We start from the raw sequence: 14,234 nt of genomic DNA, 5'->3' as shown, positions 1-14,234 counted from the left end.
GAACAAAGGAGGTAGCTATCTATGCAAATCAACCTGACTGGACACCATATCGAGATCACCGATTCATTGCGTGAATATGTTGAGAACAAATTCACCAAGCTTGAACGCCATTTTGAACAGATCAATAATGTGCACGTTGTGCTGAACGTTGAAAAACTGCAACAAATTGCAGAAGCAAAACTGAATTTAAATGGCGGCGAAGTCTTCGCAACTTCTGAGCATAGCGATATGTATGCCGCCATCGACGCCCTGATCGATAAACTTGATCGTCAGGTGATTAAACACAAAGAGAAGCTGACAAAACACTAACGATGGAACTTCGTACCATCCTGCAGCCGGAGTGCGCATCCTGTGCCACTCCGGGCAGTAAAAAAAAGGTACTCGAGCTGGTAAGTAACCTGATTGCCGCTCAGTACCCTACCCTTTCCTCACAGGAAGTTTTTGAAAGCTTGCTGGCCAGAGAGAAAGTAGGCAGCACAGGAATCGGAAACGGTATTGCCATCCCCCATGGCAGACTTTCCAGTATAGAGCACCCCATAGCAGTTCTGGTTAAATGCACAGAGCCTGTTCCCTTCGATGCCATAGATAATCAGCCAGTAGACCTGCTGTTTGCGCTATTGGTACCGTCGGAGCAGTGTCAGGAGCATTTGGCGACTTTGTCTGCTATGGCGGAAAAACTCAGTGACAAACAGATCGTCAAACAGCTGCGTAAAGCACAGGACGACGCAGAACTCTTTCGGGTTATCACAGCATGAAACTGGTTATCGTATCGGGCCGCAGTGGCTCAGGAAAATCTGTCGCCCTCAGGGCACTGGAAGATCTCGGCTACTACTGTGTCGACAATCTGCCACTGTCCATGATTGCGACACTGCTTGAGCAGCTGCAAAGCACTACAGATCAAGTCGCTATCAGCGTTGATGTGCGTAACCTGAAAGATCAGGACAAGATACTGGAGCAGCAGCTTGCCTCGCTGAAAGACACTGAAATTACCAGTTTTTATCTGCACTCAACCGATGAAATCCTGCTGAAGCGCTACAGTGAAACCCGGCGTTTACACCCACTTTCCCGCAATCACTCCTCGCTGCAGGAAGCGATTAAGCTGGAAGGTCAGTTGCTGATGCCCCTGTCCAAGATGATGGACCACTTTATCGATACCTCCTCCCTGAATGTTTATGACCTGAGTGATAAGGTCAGACAGATTCTGATGGGGCATGTTGAGAAAGAGTTGGTTATCACCTTCGAGTCTTTCGGTTTCAAGCATGGTATGCCTACCGAAGCGGATTTTATGTTTGATGTTCGCTTCCTGCCAAACCCGCACTGGGAGCCGGACCTGCGACCTTTGACCGGTTTGGATCAGCCGGTGCAGGACTTCCTGAACCGTCAGACTCTGGTGAACAAATTTATCTGGCAGATTGAAAACCTGCTGGAGACCTGGTTGCCTCATCTGGAGCGCAACAATCGCAGCTATCTGACCATAGCCATCGGCTGTACCGGCGGTCAGCACAGATCTGTGTTTATCGCCGAACAGCTGGCCAAACGTTTAAGCCAAAGTCACCACACAGTGAAAGTTCGTCACAGAGAACTGGCTCAAGATGAAGCTTGAGCGTCAGGTCACCATCTGCAATAAACTGGGATTACACGCCAGAGCTGCCACCAAGTTGGCAATTCTGGCGAACCAGTTTGATGCCAGTGTCACCCTTTCAAATGGCGAGAAATCCGCAAGTGCTGCCAGTGTGCTTGGTCTGCTGATGCTGGAATCAGGCAAAGGCAAAACCATCTCACTCAGCGCCGAAGGCGATGACGCCGAAGCCGCACTGGATGCTATCTGCGCCTTGATTAATGCCAGATTTGAAGAAGATAAATAACCCTCCAATCAAGCTCTCAAGCTGAACCCAAGCTGTCAGATAAGCCTGACACAGCGATTTTTTCTGTATAATTTCAACATCTGAGCTATTATGCATAGCCTTTCCGGGCTCCCGGCCCATGGCTGGCTTCTGCCAGACCAGAAAAAATCTCTGTCAAAGGAATCGGTATCAGGGGGAATCACATGCCGATCGAAGTTCTGGATAATGATCTGACCGAACAGCGTCTTAATCAGCTAAACCATGCCCTTGGCAGTGGTATGTTTGTGCACGTACGTAATATGCTGCACGACATGGCGGCGTCTGATATCGCCCACGTGCTGGAGTCATCGCCCCCGCAAACCCGTCAGATCCTGTGGCAGCTTATTGATCAGGAGCAGGCCGGTGAGATCCTCGAAGAACTGCCTGAGGATATGAAAGACCACCTGATCCGTCTGATGACCCCGGAGCGCCTGGCCAAAGCCACGGCGGGCATGGACACAGACGACCTGGCCTATATTCTGCGAAGCCTACCCGATGCCATGTTCCGCCAGGTACTGCAATCCATGAGTGCCCAGGACAGATCCCGGGTTGAACAGGCACTGTCTTACCCCGAGGAAACCGCCGGCGGTATCATGAATACGGATACCGTGACCCTGAGGCCAGACGTCAATATCGATGTGATCCTGCGCTACCTCAGATTAAGGGGGGAACTGCCCGAAGCGACTGATACTCTCTATGTTGTCGACAAGCGTGACCACCTGCTGGGCGGTATTCGCATTACCGATCTGCTGACCTGTAATCCCAATGCATCGGTACGTGAAATTATGGATGCCGAGCTGGAAGGCATCCCGGTCAACATGTCAGATACCGAAGTGTCTCAACTGTTCGAACGCCACGACTGGGTATCCGCCCCCGTGGTGGATGAAGAGGGTAAACTGCTTGGCCGTATCACCATTGATGACGTGGTAGACGTTATTCGTGAAGATGCCGAACACTCAATGATGGGTATGGCGGGTATGGATGATGACGAAGACACCTTTGGCCCTGTGGTCAAAAGTACCCTGCGTCGCTCCGTCTGGCTGACTATCAACCTGTTTGCTGCACTGCTGGCCGCATCGGTCAGTAATATGTTTGAAGGCACGCTGGAAAAGTTTGCGACCATTGCCGTACTGATGACGATTGTGCCCAGCATGGGTGGCGTCGCCGGTAACCAGACACTGGCTTTGGTGATTCGCGGTATCGCTCTGGGTCATGTGGGCCAAAGTAACTCCCGCTGGCTTATCGGCAAAGAGCTGGCCATTGGTTTCCTCAATGGGATGATGTGGTCAATCCTGGTATTTCTGGCTGTCTGGGCCTGGAAGGGCGATATGGCGCTGGGCGGTTTGATTGGTGGCGCCATGCTAATCAATATGACGGTCGCAGGCCTTGCCGGTGCCAGCATCCCTCTCATCCTCAAACGCTTTAATATCGATCCCGCTCTCGCCGGAGGCATGGTACTGACCACAGTCACAGACGTCATTGGTCTGTTTGCCTTCCTGGGACTGGCAACCTTATTCTTAATGAACCACGCAATGTAATCGTGAAAATAAAACGGCAGCCCTGAGCTGCCGTTTCCATTTTTATCGCACATAGCCAGTATCGGCTTCAACCCTTGCAAACACCCAGCTGTTAGCGCCCACCCAATTAAGCAGCATGCCGGCCAACACGCCAATCGCCATAGACAGTGCCCAATAAAGCAATTCATCAGGCAGCAACATAATTAGCAGGCTGAACAGACCGAGATTAACCAAAGCCGCACTGCTCGCCAGTAACAGGCTTTGCAGCAACTGCGCTCCCCGGCTTTGTTGCTGCCTGTCTCTGAAGCTGAACCAACGATGGCCAGTCCACTGCGCCAAAGCCGCCAGTGCAAACGCCGCCACTCTCGCAGCCACAACAGGCCATCCCAGTACTTGCCAAAGTAGCAGGCAAATCAGCATATCCAAACAAAAAACAAGGCCACCCACCAGCACAAAACGGACAAATTCAGCAGGCAACTTCACGTTCCTTCCCTCTGACACAACATAAGTACACGCTTGCGATTCTCCGCTTCGAAATCGCAGCTCTGGAACAACTCAGTCGTCGCCAGCACCTGCTTGTCTGCGACAAGGTACCAGTCATCTGTATTGTCCGTTCCTGGTTTGGCAAACAGTGCTCTGAGCTGGTCGTCAGAGGTCAGTAACTGGGCCTGACCTGAGGTGTAAAAACGTGACGAGAACGGTTCTGACTGCCAATAGAAAGTCGGCAAAGGCTGCTCTCGTTGAGCCAGCAGCCATTTTTCACTTTTATCTTTGGCTGTCTGCAGCTTGACCACAGCAACCGCGCCGACCAGGAGTAAACATACTCCCAGAGCCAGGCGCTTAGCCCACAGGTCAAGCTCCTCTGCCATGCCTCTGGCAATGAGCAGCGCCATGGCGGGAATACCCGGGAGTACATAAGCAGGCAGGATGTTGCCCGCCAGAGTAAACAGCAGCAATGGCGATAACATCCAGCAGATAAGAACTTTTGACTGCCAGCTAAACCGCCTTCCTTCAACCTGCCACAGACGCCACAAGGCCATAGGTAGTAACAAGCTCCAGGGCATAGCGGCAATCACGAAAAACAGCCAGATAGTCCCGCGAACCTCTTCATGGGCTGAGCCATACAGGTCACCCTGCCAGCCCCCATCAACAAACCTGAGGAAGTGTTCACCAACAATAAAGTAATTGATAAACCCCGGTGTCGCCTGCTCTGCCATCCAATACCAGGGCAGAGCAATAGCCAGCATCAGCAGCAAACCGGAAAACCAGGGAACATTACGCCAAAGTCTTTGCCACCCGGAAATCGGGCCATACTGCCAAACTAGAAACAGCACCACGCTAATTCCCATCAGTACCAGTATCAATGGGCCCTTGGACAGCAAACCTATGGCTAATCCAACAAACCCCAGATACCCAAAAAGCTTGCCTTTGGCTTGAGATGATTCCTGAGAAGTTTCGTTCGCCTGCCAGGCCGAGATAAACCCCAGCATGGCCAGTGTCAGACCAAAGGTCAGAGCCATATCCGTCATGATGGCACCCGCTGAGACAATAAAAACCACGGTCGACGCCAATACCAGTAGGCTTAGCTCCCGGCGAATACTCAGTTGACCAGCCAGCCAGTAAATGCAGCCCAACACTCCCACACCGGCCAGAAAATGCGGTAAACGCAGTGCAAACTCGCCAACACCCAGCACCGCGCTGGCCGCAGCGCTCATCCACACAAACATTGGAGGCTTGCCCCAGAAAGGCACGCCAATATCAAACTGCGGCGTCAGCCAGTTGCCGGTATCCAACATCAGCCGCACCATTTCGCCATACCTGGCCTCTGTGGTGTCCATCAGAGGATAAGCGCCAAGAGAGACCAAACGAATCACAAGCAGTAAAGCAATGCACCACCAGATGCGGAAGACAGCAGATTTCAACATCACTTAACTATCTCCAGTCTGGCTATTGTTGGGTTGGCCTGCGGCAGAGATTCGGCTTCTGCTTCACCAGGGTGGCTCTCCCTGGAGTGATGCATACCGGTATCACTCACTTCACCAATGAGATACAGGGGTCTTTGCTTAACTTCGACAAACACCCTCCCCAAATACTCACCAATCAAACCCAGGGACAATAACTGAATGCCCGCCAGCGCCAGTTGAACCACCATCAGCGAGGGGTAACCGGCAACCACTTCCCCCATAACCAGGGTCTTAAGCACCACCCATCCGCCGTATCCAAATGCCGCCAGCGCCGTCAGCAAACCACACCAGGTCGCAAAGCGCAGAGGCTTGAAACTGAATGAGGTGATGCCATCCATTGCCAGCCCGAACAGCTTGCGCCACGGCCATTTACTGTCGCCCGTATGTCTTGGGTCCCGTTCAAACTCGATGCAGGTCTGCTTAAAGCCCGGCCAACTGAACAGCCCTTTCATAAAGCGGTTTCGTTCCGGCAGACTGTTAATGCTGTCCACTACCTGTCTGCTGAGCAACCTGAAATCCCCGACATTCTCCGGGATCTCAGCATCGGCTACCCAGTTGATCACCCGGTAAAAGCAGTGCGCTGAAAAGCGTTTAAACCAGGTTTCACCCAGGCGTTTGCTGCGGCGCATATTGACCACGTCGTAACCTTCACGCCAGGCATCCAGCATATCCGGGATCAGCTCAGGGGGATCCTGCAGATCCGCATCCAGAATAATGACCGCCAAACCCCGGCAATATTTAAGCCCCGCACTCATGGCGGCCTCTTTACCAAAATTGCGGCTCAACCGGACGCATCTCAATTCGAGCTGGTTGGCGGTAGCGGCCTGCAACTCATCCCAGGTATTGTCCTGACTGCCATCATCCACTACCACGATTTCGCACCGCTCCCGCAGCCCCAGCAGTACCGGCAATAAACGTTCAAACAGGGGCTGCACCATGGCAGCTTCGTTGTACATAGGCACCAGCACTGACAGGCAAACACCCTGCTCTGCGACGCCAAATTGAGATGAGGAGTTGGTCATGGTTTAGTTTCCTTGCCATTGTTTTTTCACCTACCATAACCAGCAGGTGTCGATGAAATGTCAGCGACATTTCTTTCACATTTCCGGCGCTAACATCCGGCTTCATTCAGTGGAGTAATCAATGCAGCAATCCCGAATCCTGGTCGTTGAAGATAATCATGATGTGGCAGGTATACTCGGCGACTTTCTTGAAGCCAAAGGAGCGGAAGTGGACTTCGCCGCCAACGGTTTGTTGGGGCTGAAACTGGCAAGCAGTGGAGAATTTGACCTGATAATTCTGGACCTTATGTTGCCAAAGCTGGATGGCCTCAGCGTGTGCCGCCAACTGAGAGAGTCAGGAATCGCGACCCCGGTGCTTATGCTGACCGCACTGGACGGTAAACAGGAGTTGCTGGAGGGCTTTAAATCCGGCACCGATGATTACTTGAGTAAGCCTTTCGACTTTGATGAACTGGAAGCCAGGTTAAGCGCCATGTTGCGACGTGCCCGAGGCACCACGGCAGCGCAAACCATTCAGATTGGTGAGCTGGAATTGGATCCCCGCCGTCATCAGGTTCGAAGAAATGGACAACGACTGGTGTTAACCCCTACCTGCTATCAAATACTGGAACTGCTGATGCGCCAACACCCGGCGATGGTTCGGCGCGAACATCTGGTAGATTCGCTGTGGGGTGAGGCTGCGCCTGATAAGGATATTTTGAGAAGCCATATGTATCAGCTGAGAAATCAATTGGATAAACCCTTCGCCTACCCCATGTTGGTGACAGTGCCCAAACAGGGCTTCAGACTCCAGACACAAGAGGATAGCTCCCAGTGAAGCGGCTTAATTCCAGCGCACAAACTCTGACGCTAAAACTGATTATCTATTTCACCAGTGTGGCAATGTTAGTTGGGTTTTTGACCGGCTGGCTGATCGTTGCCCTTAACTTTTGGCTGGAAGACGAGATCAACCTGCGCAACCTCAAGGCGATGGAGCCCTATGTCATAGAGCAGTATCGCCAGGGAGCGAAGTTTCCGCTGAGCTTTGGCCCTGATTCCATCGCCTATGTGGATAGTATGCAGGTTCCGCCTGAGTACAGTCTGATTATTGGCTATCCTCTTGGCTTTGTCGGTGAGCTTATTGATATCGACGACCCGGAAATCTTCTTTACGCGCAGTGAGTTTGAGTACAAGGGTCATATCCATCAACTCTACCTGACCAAAAAAGCAGACCCGGTCGAGCTGACCCGGCAGGAATGGCATAAGCTACTCGCTTTTTTACTGGCCGTTATCGCACTAACTATCGCTCTGCAAATATTCGGTATTTTCCGCCTGTCCAAACGCCTTATCCAACCTGTATTCCAACTCAGTAATCAGCTCAAAATGGGCAAAGAGCAGCAGTTTAAAGTTCCCTCGGGCGCGGTTATGGAGTTTCAACTGCTGGCGGACAGCATCAATCAGTACCGGGAAGCCAACCAGAAATTGCTCAAGCAGGAGCAGGCTTTTGCCCGCTATGCCAGTCATGAACTGCGCACCCCACTCACTGTCATTCAGGGCGCGGTTAAGCTGCTTGAATGCAATCAGGATGAAGTATTTCAACAAAAGCAGCGACAGAGAATTAAGCGCAGTGCGGACGATATGCAAAATATGATTGATGCACTGTTGAGCCTGGTAAAACACGAGAAACTGCAAAAAACCAATGTCCGTGAGTTGGTCGCGGATGAAGTGCAACAGATTATGGAGCCATTGCAGGCCAGAGCGGAAACCCGCCAATTAACCATGAAGCTGGATTTTCCTGAGCCGATAAAGGTGACTCCCGAACCGGCAGTATTAAGGATTCTGCTGAATAACCTGCTCAACAATGCCATCAATGCCTCTGAGCAGGGGGAGATCCAGATCCGGATCTCCAAAGGCGAGATAAGAGTGCAGGACCCCGGCTCCAACCCCGACAAACCTGAAGATAACCAATCCGGACATGGTCTCGGTCTACTGATTGTGGACAGTCTTTGTCACAGATATGGCTGGCAATTTGAGCTGATATCCCAGGCCGGGGCGGGTTCAGAAGCCGTGTTGAGCTTCAAACAATTTGAATAGAGCAGAAAAAAGCGCCCTGACTGGGCGCTTTTTATTGAGCTTGCTGAGGGTTAGCCCTGAATTGGCGTCAGAATAATCTCAACCCGACGGTTCTGGGCACGGCCCTCTTTTGTGCCGTTTGAAGCAATAGGGTTGGCTTCACCCATACCTGATGCACTCAGACGGTTTACCTGAACACCATTCTGAGCCAGATAGTTGCTTACCTCGGCCGCACGCACCTGAGACAGACGCAGATTATAGGATTCAGAACCTGTGCTGTCGGTGTAACCCAGAATATTCAAGCGTGTCTTTGGATACTCTTTGGCCACCAGACCAACTGAGTTCAGCACCTGCTTGGCTGGCGTGCTCAGGTGGCTTTGATCCACACCAAAAGTCACTTCATTGGGCATATTCAAAATGATGTTGTTGCCATCACGGGTCACACTCACACCGGTGGCCTGCAGCTGCTCACGCAACTTGGCTTCCTGCACATCCATGTAGTAGCCGATACCGCCACCCAGAGCAGCACCGGACGCAGCACCGATCAAAGCGCCTTTACCTCTGTCACTTTTACTTGATGAGGCTACACCAATTGCGGCCCCGGCAATGGCACCGATCAATGCACCATTGGTGGACTTGGCAGTTTGCTGCTCATTGGTATAGGGATTGGTTGTCTGACAGCCAGTCACCAAACTGACAGTTACAGGCAATACCAGCATTAATGCGGCTTGTTTCAACTTCATAAACCTAACCTCTCAAATAAAAAAGTGACATCCGGCAACACCGGAGGCCGACGACAATAACGGATATCCCAATACAGTGGCAAGCGTTCGCCCGTCATTGACTACACTTAAACAGATTACTCCAACTTCCGGGAGTGTTTTGCATCCCCGGAGGGAGCATTCAATATTCTGATTTGATGAGGATTTTGATCCAATCAAGCTGACAATAAGCTGAACACGGTTTCCAAGGATGCATAAATTACTCGAGCAACAACTAGCGCAGGTATTTCCCAATGGCTTACCCCGTGAAATCAATCCCCTGCAACCCTATGTAGAGCAAAGCTACAAACAGTTGGACAGGCTACAACAGCAACTGGCTGAATGTCAGGCCATGCTGCACAGCAAGGAGATGTCACTGAATGTGCTGACTGACGTGGTGGCAGACACCTGTATCTGGCTCGATGGGTTTAATCAGATCCGCGATATCCGGGTGGGAAAATCTCTTGCCCGGATCTTTTCAGATCGCCTTATCGGCGAGGAAATCAGTGCCATGAAGTTGGGGCAGAGCCTGCATTTGTTTACCTCTACTTTGGATCAGGTCAGAGCTCAAAACTACAGTAGTCGCCGCGAACTGCTGCTAAAAACCCGTACCAAAGAACTGTATCTGGAGGCCAGGTTCTACCCTCTGGACGAGAGTGAGGTCATGGTGGCTATCAAAGATATCACCATGGATAAGCTGGTCTCTCAAATGAACAACACCGCACTGGAGGAGTCCCAGAAAGCCAATAAACAGCTTCAGGAACTGATGAACTCAGCCCCTGTCGGCATTTTGATTACTGACGAAGCCCACCAGCTGGTGATGATAAATAACTATGCCATCGAACGGCTTGGACAAAGCCTGACAGAGTTAATCGGGCAAGAGCCAATACAATTTGTTGAAGAAAGCCACAGGGGTGAATATCTGGATCATATAGATGAACAGCTGAGCCAGAGTACTCCTCAACCCGGCAGGATGGATGTGCATCTATGCCCCGATGCCGGTGATGTCTTCGCCGCAGAGATGGCATTCAATACCATTACCCTGGACGGACGAACCATGGTCACCCAGGTCTTCAATGATATCAGTGAGCGCAAAGCACTGGAGCAGCAACTCAGGGAGCAGGCCCAGACAGATCCCCTCACGGGCACCAATAATCGTCGCGCCTTTTCTGAGAAAACCCAGGAGGCGCTGGAACATGCCAAAGAGCACAAACAGCCTTTTGCCGTGTTGGCGATGGACCTGGATTACTTCAAGCGGGTCAATGACACCTATGGCCATGGGACAGGAGATATGGTGTTATCGCGGTTTGTCGAGTCTGTCTCTGCTCAGCTCAGGCCCTGTGACATACTCGGGCGTTTTGGCGGCGAAGAGTTTATGCTGGCCCTGCCGGACGCCACACTGGAGCAGGCCGGTCAGATAGCAGAACGGCTAAGGGCCAATGCCGAAGCGATAAATGTCACTACGGCTCACGGCATATTGAATGTGACGGTCAGCATAGGTGTTGCCGGGCTCAACCCCAGACACCAGAAACTGGAACAGATACTCAACGAAGCGGATCATATGTTGTACCAGTCCAAAGATCAGGGCCGTAACTGTGTCACGGTGCAGCGCGGTCTGCCCCGCACCCAGGGCAGCTGACAACCTTCCCTGTCGCCGCCGATAGACGTTTGCTCGGAGGCGATAGACTTTAGCTCGCCCATGCCAATCTTCCTGAGCCAGACGCTTCGAGGGTGGATTGGTCTGCGTATAAATTTCACTCAAATCACGATCCCGATCACAGGGATTAATGACTATTGTGCTTCTTACCGGAACGCAAGAGTGGGATAATTTATCACTCTCCCTATTTTCCTGTTATTCCGAATATGAAGACCCAAACTAAGGGCAATCTGCTCGCGGCATTCTCATTTTTGCTGTGGGGGATACTGCCTTTGTATTACCAGTATCTGCCAGGGGCAGATATCTATGAGCTGCTGGCATACAGACTCCTGTTCTCTGTCCCGGTTATGCTGATTATTCTGGCGCTGCTGGGGCGTAAGCTGAACTGGCAAGCAGTATTGGCTGACAAACGTTCCATGATCATGGCATTACTGGCCAGTTGTATCATGTGTGTTTCCTGGTGCGCATTTACCATAGCCCTGACCCATGGTCAGGTACTGGCGGCCAGTCTGGGGTTCTTTATCAACCCTTTGTTTGCCATCGCGCTGGGCGTGCTCTTCTTAAAAGACAAACTGACACATGGTCAGGCCATTGCTGTGTTGCTGGGCCTGTCAGGCATTGTTTATCAGGTGGTTTCCTACGGTGAGCTGCCTGTGCTGGCACTGCTGATGGGAAGCTTCTTCGCCCTGTACGGTCTGGCCAAGAAGTTTATCCGTTTCGATGCGCTGACTTCGGTAACCATTGAAGCCATGTGGCTGGCACCTTTGGCACTGGTCTACTTGATCTACCTGTTTGCCACGGGTCAAAGCCAGTCGGGTTCAAGCTGGCAGAATATCGCCCTGTATATAGGTGCAGCGCCTGTGACTTTGGCACCTCTGGTTTTTTTCGCCATGGCGATTATGCGCACAACCCTGACCAATATCGGCCTGATGCAGTATATTGAGCCCAGCGTGCAGTTCCTGCTGGCAGTGCTGCTGTTCGGCGAAGCCTTTGATGAGGTCAAGCTGGTCAGCTTCTCTCTGATCTGGGCCGGTTTGCTTATCTGTACCCTCGAGGCTCTGCCCTGGTACAAGCGTCGCAAAGCCATGCACTGAAAACTGAAAAAGCCGGATTCAATCCGGCTTTTGCTTTTTAAAAGCCCGGGTCATCTCCCGCGTTCCCAGCGCACCGGGATAAGGGGTTGCGCTAAAGCCCACCGCCTTCAGGTCACGCTTGAATTGGCCACTGGCACAATAAGACACCAGCATGCCATCGGTTTGCAGCAACTGATGGCACTTTTGCAAATTGTCCCGAGCCCACACTTCAGCCTGTTTACTGGGCGCAAAAGCATCGAAATAGATCAAATTAACTGAGTTTTCAGCTGCCTGATAATCCTCTAATTTGCCTGTTCTCTTGTGCAGTACAAACCAGGGCAGCACTTCGACATCTGTATCCCAGGGAGCGTCATGCAAGGCATCAAAAAAGCGTTCGGCTGACCCTTCGGGCAACAGAGACTTATAGTTCAATGACTCAATCATTTCCCGGCTCAGGGGATAGGGCTCTATGGTGACATACCGGATACGCACATGCTGCAGCTTGAAGAACTCTCTGAAGCGCAACATGGTCAGCAATGCATTGAGTCCGGTACCAAAACCCACTTCCAGTATCGACAGGCTGTTGGTTCGCTCCAGCATGGCATCCATCCCGGCGTGGATAAAGATGTACCTTGCCTCGGCAATTGCACCTTTAGGGTTATGGTAGGTTTCATTGATCTCGGCATTAAACAGGGTGTGGGAGCCATCTGCCGTCAGCTGCAACTCAACATGCTTCATGATTTGGATACTCTTGAATCTACTTCGCGGGCGAAATTATACAAAAAAACAGCGTTATCGCTTGCGATTTTATTTGGAAATACGAATAATTTGAAAAACAAATAGTTTGAACATCAAATTAAATTGGAGTCGTTATGAGTCAGTCTCCCCATCCCATAGACAGATGGCAGCATGCCCATAATTTTTCTGCCCTCAACCACAGTGGAGAGCGGAACACCAAAATCGTTCTGCTGCTGACCCTTGTCACCATGGTGGCTGAAATTGTTGCCGGTACTGTCTATGGCTCCATGGCATTGCTGGCCGATGGCTGGCATATGGGAACCCATGCCGCAGCATTTCTGCTGACCCTGTTTACCTATCACTACGCCCGTAAGCACGCCGATAACCCCGCATTCAGTTTCGGCACAGGCAAGGTCAGTGTGCTGGGCGGATTTACCAGCGCCATCGCCCTGGGACTGGTCGCTTTGCTTATGGCAGTCGAATCAATTGGCCGCCTGATTAACCCGGCAGATATTGGCTATAACCAGTCGATTCTGGTGGCCATTATCGGTCTTGTGGTCAACCTGGTCAGCGCTCTGCTGCTGAAAGACCATCACCACCATGACCATGGTCATAGTCACGGCCATGCTCACTCCCACAGCCATAAGCATGAGTGCAGTCACGGGCATGACCACAGCCATTCTGAGGAGAAGAGCCAGGATCATAATCTCAGAGCAGCCTACATGCATGTTCTGGCCGATGCTCTCACCTCTTTACTGGCTATTGCCGCCCTGCTGCTGGCAAAATTCTTCGGCCTCAACTGGCTCGACCCCATGATGGGAATTGTCGGCGCCCTGATTATCGGCCGCTGGGCCTGGGGTCTGATAGTGCAAACCAGCCCAGTGCTTCTCGATGCTGATCCGGACTCAAACCACAGAGAGACAGTTCAGCAAAGGCTGGAAAGCGTGGACGACCATAAGGTCACAGACCTTCACCTCTGGCGGGTTAATGCCGATAAGTATGCAGTCATGCTGTCTTTAGTCAGTCACAACCCTAAACGCAGCGAGGAATACCATGCCTTACTTGCGGATCTCCCCTGGCTGGCCCATATCACAGTTGAGACTCATACCTGCCTGCCAGAACAGTGCCCCGGAGGAAAGTTTTGAATTCAGATAAAGTAGAGTCAGGCCTGAACCATGCCATCGTCGAGTTTTATGAAAAGCTCTCCTCCTGGGAACACGCCATAGTCCGGGAGCAGGGGATCAGTCTATCCCACGCTCATACTCTTGAAGCACTGGGATTCCACGGCGCCATGCGCATGAAAGAGCTGGCAGAAAAGATAGGGGTGACGACAGGTACGCTGACAGTACAGATAGAAAAGTTGGTAGCTGCCCAATTGGTTGAGCGCATACCCAATGTACAGGACAGACGTTCTATTCTGGTGGGGCTGACAGCAGAAGGTCAGAAGCTGTTTCAGGCACACAGTGACCAACATCAGGCGTTGACCTCTGAGCTGACTGCTGACTTCAGCGAAGAAGAAAGAGCCTTGCTGCTGGGCTTTTTCGAGCGTATGAACCGGACATTCTGA

The 14,234-nt window shown here is 51.7% G+C and carries 16 protein-coding genes; 11 read left to right on the top strand and 5 right to left on the bottom strand.

Annotation, left to right across the window (positions count from 1 at the left end):
* The first annotated feature begins 21 nt into the window (after positions 1 to 21).
* The 5 genes from hpf to mgtE all read left to right on the top strand — a co-directional run bounded on the left by hpf (position 22) and on the right by mgtE (position 3,421).
* A complete protein-coding gene (gene hpf, locus ACFOE0_RS01545) occupies positions 22 to 309 on the top strand; it encodes a ribosome hibernation promoting factor (RefSeq protein WP_248936658.1) in 288 nt (95 codons plus the stop codon).
* Positions 310 to 311: 2 nt separating this feature from the next.
* Positions 312 to 755: a PTS IIA-like nitrogen regulatory protein PtsN gene (ptsN, locus tag ACFOE0_RS01540; protein ID WP_115137194.1), complete on the top strand. Its 444-nt coding sequence runs from the start codon at positions 312 to 314 to the stop codon at positions 753 to 755.
* On the top strand, positions 752 to 1,603 hold the full coding sequence (rapZ, locus tag ACFOE0_RS01535; protein WP_248936657.1) for an RNase adapter RapZ: 852 nt from the start codon (positions 752 to 754) through the stop codon (positions 1,601 to 1,603). The genes ptsN and rapZ overlap by 4 nt, the downstream gene beginning before the upstream one ends.
* Entirely contained in the window at positions 1,593 to 1,865 is a 273-nt protein-coding gene (locus tag ACFOE0_RS01530; protein ID WP_248936656.1) for an HPr family phosphocarrier protein, read from the top strand. Before rapZ ends, ACFOE0_RS01530 begins: the two co-directional genes overlap by 11 nt.
* A 182-nt stretch (positions 1,866 to 2,047) precedes the next feature.
* Positions 2,048 to 3,421: a magnesium transporter gene (mgtE, locus tag ACFOE0_RS01525; RefSeq protein WP_248936655.1), complete on the top strand. Its 1,374-nt coding sequence runs from the start codon at positions 2,048 to 2,050 to the stop codon at positions 3,419 to 3,421.
* Positions 3,422 to 3,463: 42 nt separating this feature from the next.
* On the opposite strand, the gene ACFOE0_RS01520 is transcribed toward mgtE, so the two are convergent.
* From ACFOE0_RS01520 to ACFOE0_RS01510, 3 genes are read right to left on the bottom strand one after another with little or no spacing between them, the layout of a single operon-like run.
* Positions 3,464 to 3,883: a GtrA family protein gene (locus tag ACFOE0_RS01520; RefSeq protein ID WP_248936654.1), complete on the bottom strand. Its 420-nt coding sequence runs from the start codon at positions 3,881 to 3,883 to the stop codon at positions 3,464 to 3,466.
* Complete coding sequence (locus tag ACFOE0_RS01515; RefSeq protein WP_248936653.1) at positions 3,880 to 5,325, bottom strand: ArnT family glycosyltransferase; 1,446 nt, start codon at positions 5,323 to 5,325, stop codon at positions 3,880 to 3,882. Before ACFOE0_RS01515 ends, ACFOE0_RS01520 begins: the two co-directional genes overlap by 4 nt.
* The gene (locus ACFOE0_RS01510) at positions 5,325 to 6,386 is read right to left on the bottom strand and encodes a glycosyltransferase family 2 protein (RefSeq protein WP_248936652.1); all 1,062 of its coding nucleotides are present in this window, start codon (positions 6,384 to 6,386) and stop codon (positions 5,325 to 5,327) included. Before ACFOE0_RS01510 ends, ACFOE0_RS01515 begins: the two co-directional genes overlap by 1 nt.
* Before the next feature lie 121 nt (positions 6,387 to 6,507).
* Here ACFOE0_RS01510 and ACFOE0_RS01505 point away from each other — a divergent pair, with 121 nt between their 5' ends.
* A complete protein-coding gene (locus tag ACFOE0_RS01505; RefSeq protein WP_248936651.1) occupies positions 6,508 to 7,203 on the top strand; it encodes a response regulator transcription factor in 696 nt (231 codons plus the stop codon).
* Complete coding sequence (locus tag ACFOE0_RS01500; protein WP_248936650.1) at positions 7,200 to 8,459, top strand: sensor histidine kinase; 1,260 nt, start codon at positions 7,200 to 7,202, stop codon at positions 8,457 to 8,459. The genes ACFOE0_RS01505 and ACFOE0_RS01500 overlap by 4 nt, the downstream gene beginning before the upstream one ends.
* A gap of 50 nt (positions 8,460 to 8,509) precedes the next feature.
* Here the strand turns inward: ACFOE0_RS01500 and ACFOE0_RS01495 are convergent, their stop codons facing one another.
* Positions 8,510 to 9,181 carry an OmpA family protein gene (locus ACFOE0_RS01495; RefSeq protein ID WP_248936649.1) on the bottom strand — a complete coding sequence of 224 codons (672 nt, stop codon included), beginning with the start codon at positions 9,179 to 9,181 and terminating at the stop codon, positions 8,510 to 8,512.
* A gap of 229 nt (positions 9,182 to 9,410) precedes the next feature.
* On the opposite strand from ACFOE0_RS01495, the gene ACFOE0_RS01490 reads away from it, so the two are divergent.
* Positions 9,411 to 10,838, top strand: coding sequence for a sensor domain-containing diguanylate cyclase (locus ACFOE0_RS01490; protein WP_248936648.1), 1,428 nt, complete (start codon positions 9,411 to 9,413; stop codon positions 10,836 to 10,838).
* A 224-nt stretch (positions 10,839 to 11,062) separates the two neighbouring features.
* Positions 11,063 to 11,950 (top strand): EamA family transporter RarD, encoded by an 888-nt coding sequence (gene rarD, locus ACFOE0_RS01485; RefSeq protein ID WP_248936647.1) that lies wholly within the window; start codon positions 11,063 to 11,065, stop codon positions 11,948 to 11,950.
* Between the two features lie 18 nt (positions 11,951 to 11,968).
* Here rarD and mnmD read toward each other — a convergent pair whose 3' ends face one another.
* Complete coding sequence (gene mnmD / locus ACFOE0_RS01480) at positions 11,969 to 12,667, bottom strand: tRNA (5-methylaminomethyl-2-thiouridine)(34)-methyltransferase MnmD (protein ID WP_248936646.1); 699 nt, start codon at positions 12,665 to 12,667, stop codon at positions 11,969 to 11,971.
* 134 nt (positions 12,668 to 12,801) lie between these two features.
* On the opposite strand from mnmD, the gene dmeF reads away from it, so the two are divergent.
* Both dmeF and ACFOE0_RS01470 read left to right on the top strand, forming a co-directional pair.
* Positions 12,802 to 13,812, top strand: a complete 1,011-nt coding sequence (gene dmeF, locus ACFOE0_RS01475) for a CDF family Co(II)/Ni(II) efflux transporter DmeF (protein ID WP_248936645.1) — start codon at positions 12,802 to 12,804, stop codon at positions 13,810 to 13,812.
* Entirely contained in the window at positions 13,809 to 14,234 is a 426-nt protein-coding gene (locus ACFOE0_RS01470; RefSeq protein WP_248936644.1) for a MarR family winged helix-turn-helix transcriptional regulator, read from the top strand. The genes dmeF and ACFOE0_RS01470 overlap by 4 nt, the downstream gene beginning before the upstream one ends.

Origin of the sequence: Shewanella submarina (assembly GCF_042646185.1) — a bacterium.
In the GTDB taxonomy this organism is placed as follows: Bacteria; Pseudomonadota; Gammaproteobacteria; order Enterobacterales; family Shewanellaceae; genus Shewanella; species Shewanella corallii.
Note: the sequence above shows the minus strand (reverse complement) of the source record. Positions and strands in the feature narration are given on the sequence as shown.

Coding starts and splice junctions, on each gene's coding strand:
- rapZ (WP_248936657.1), top strand. CDS start 752: ATGAAACTGGTTATCGTATCGGGCCGCAGTGGCTCAGGAAAATCTGTC.
- dmeF (WP_248936645.1), top strand. CDS start 12,802: ATGAGTCAGTCTCCCCATCCCATAGACAGATGGCAGCATGCCCATAAT.
- mgtE (WP_248936655.1), top strand. CDS start 2,048: ATGCCGATCGAAGTTCTGGATAATGATCTGACCGAACAGCGTCTTAAT.
- ACFOE0_RS01495 (WP_248936649.1), bottom strand. CDS start 9,181: ATGAAGTTGAAACAAGCCGCATTAATGCTGGTATTGCCTGTAACTGTC.
- ptsN (WP_115137194.1), top strand. CDS start 312: ATGGAACTTCGTACCATCCTGCAGCCGGAGTGCGCATCCTGTGCCACT.
- rarD (WP_248936647.1), top strand. CDS start 11,063: ATGAAGACCCAAACTAAGGGCAATCTGCTCGCGGCATTCTCATTTTTG.
- ACFOE0_RS01515 (WP_248936653.1), bottom strand. CDS start 5,325: ATGTTGAAATCTGCTGTCTTCCGCATCTGGTGGTGCATTGCTTTACTG.
- ACFOE0_RS01490 (WP_248936648.1), top strand. CDS start 9,411: ATGCATAAATTACTCGAGCAACAACTAGCGCAGGTATTTCCCAATGGC.
- mnmD (WP_248936646.1), bottom strand. CDS start 12,667: ATGAAGCATGTTGAGTTGCAGCTGACGGCAGATGGCTCCCACACCCTG.
- ACFOE0_RS01505 (WP_248936651.1), top strand. CDS start 6,508: ATGCAGCAATCCCGAATCCTGGTCGTTGAAGATAATCATGATGTGGCA.
- ACFOE0_RS01510 (WP_248936652.1), bottom strand. CDS start 6,386: ATGACCAACTCCTCATCTCAATTTGGCGTCGCAGAGCAGGGTGTTTGC.
- hpf (WP_248936658.1), top strand. CDS start 22: ATGCAAATCAACCTGACTGGACACCATATCGAGATCACCGATTCATTG.
- ACFOE0_RS01530 (WP_248936656.1), top strand. CDS start 1,593: ATGAAGCTTGAGCGTCAGGTCACCATCTGCAATAAACTGGGATTACAC.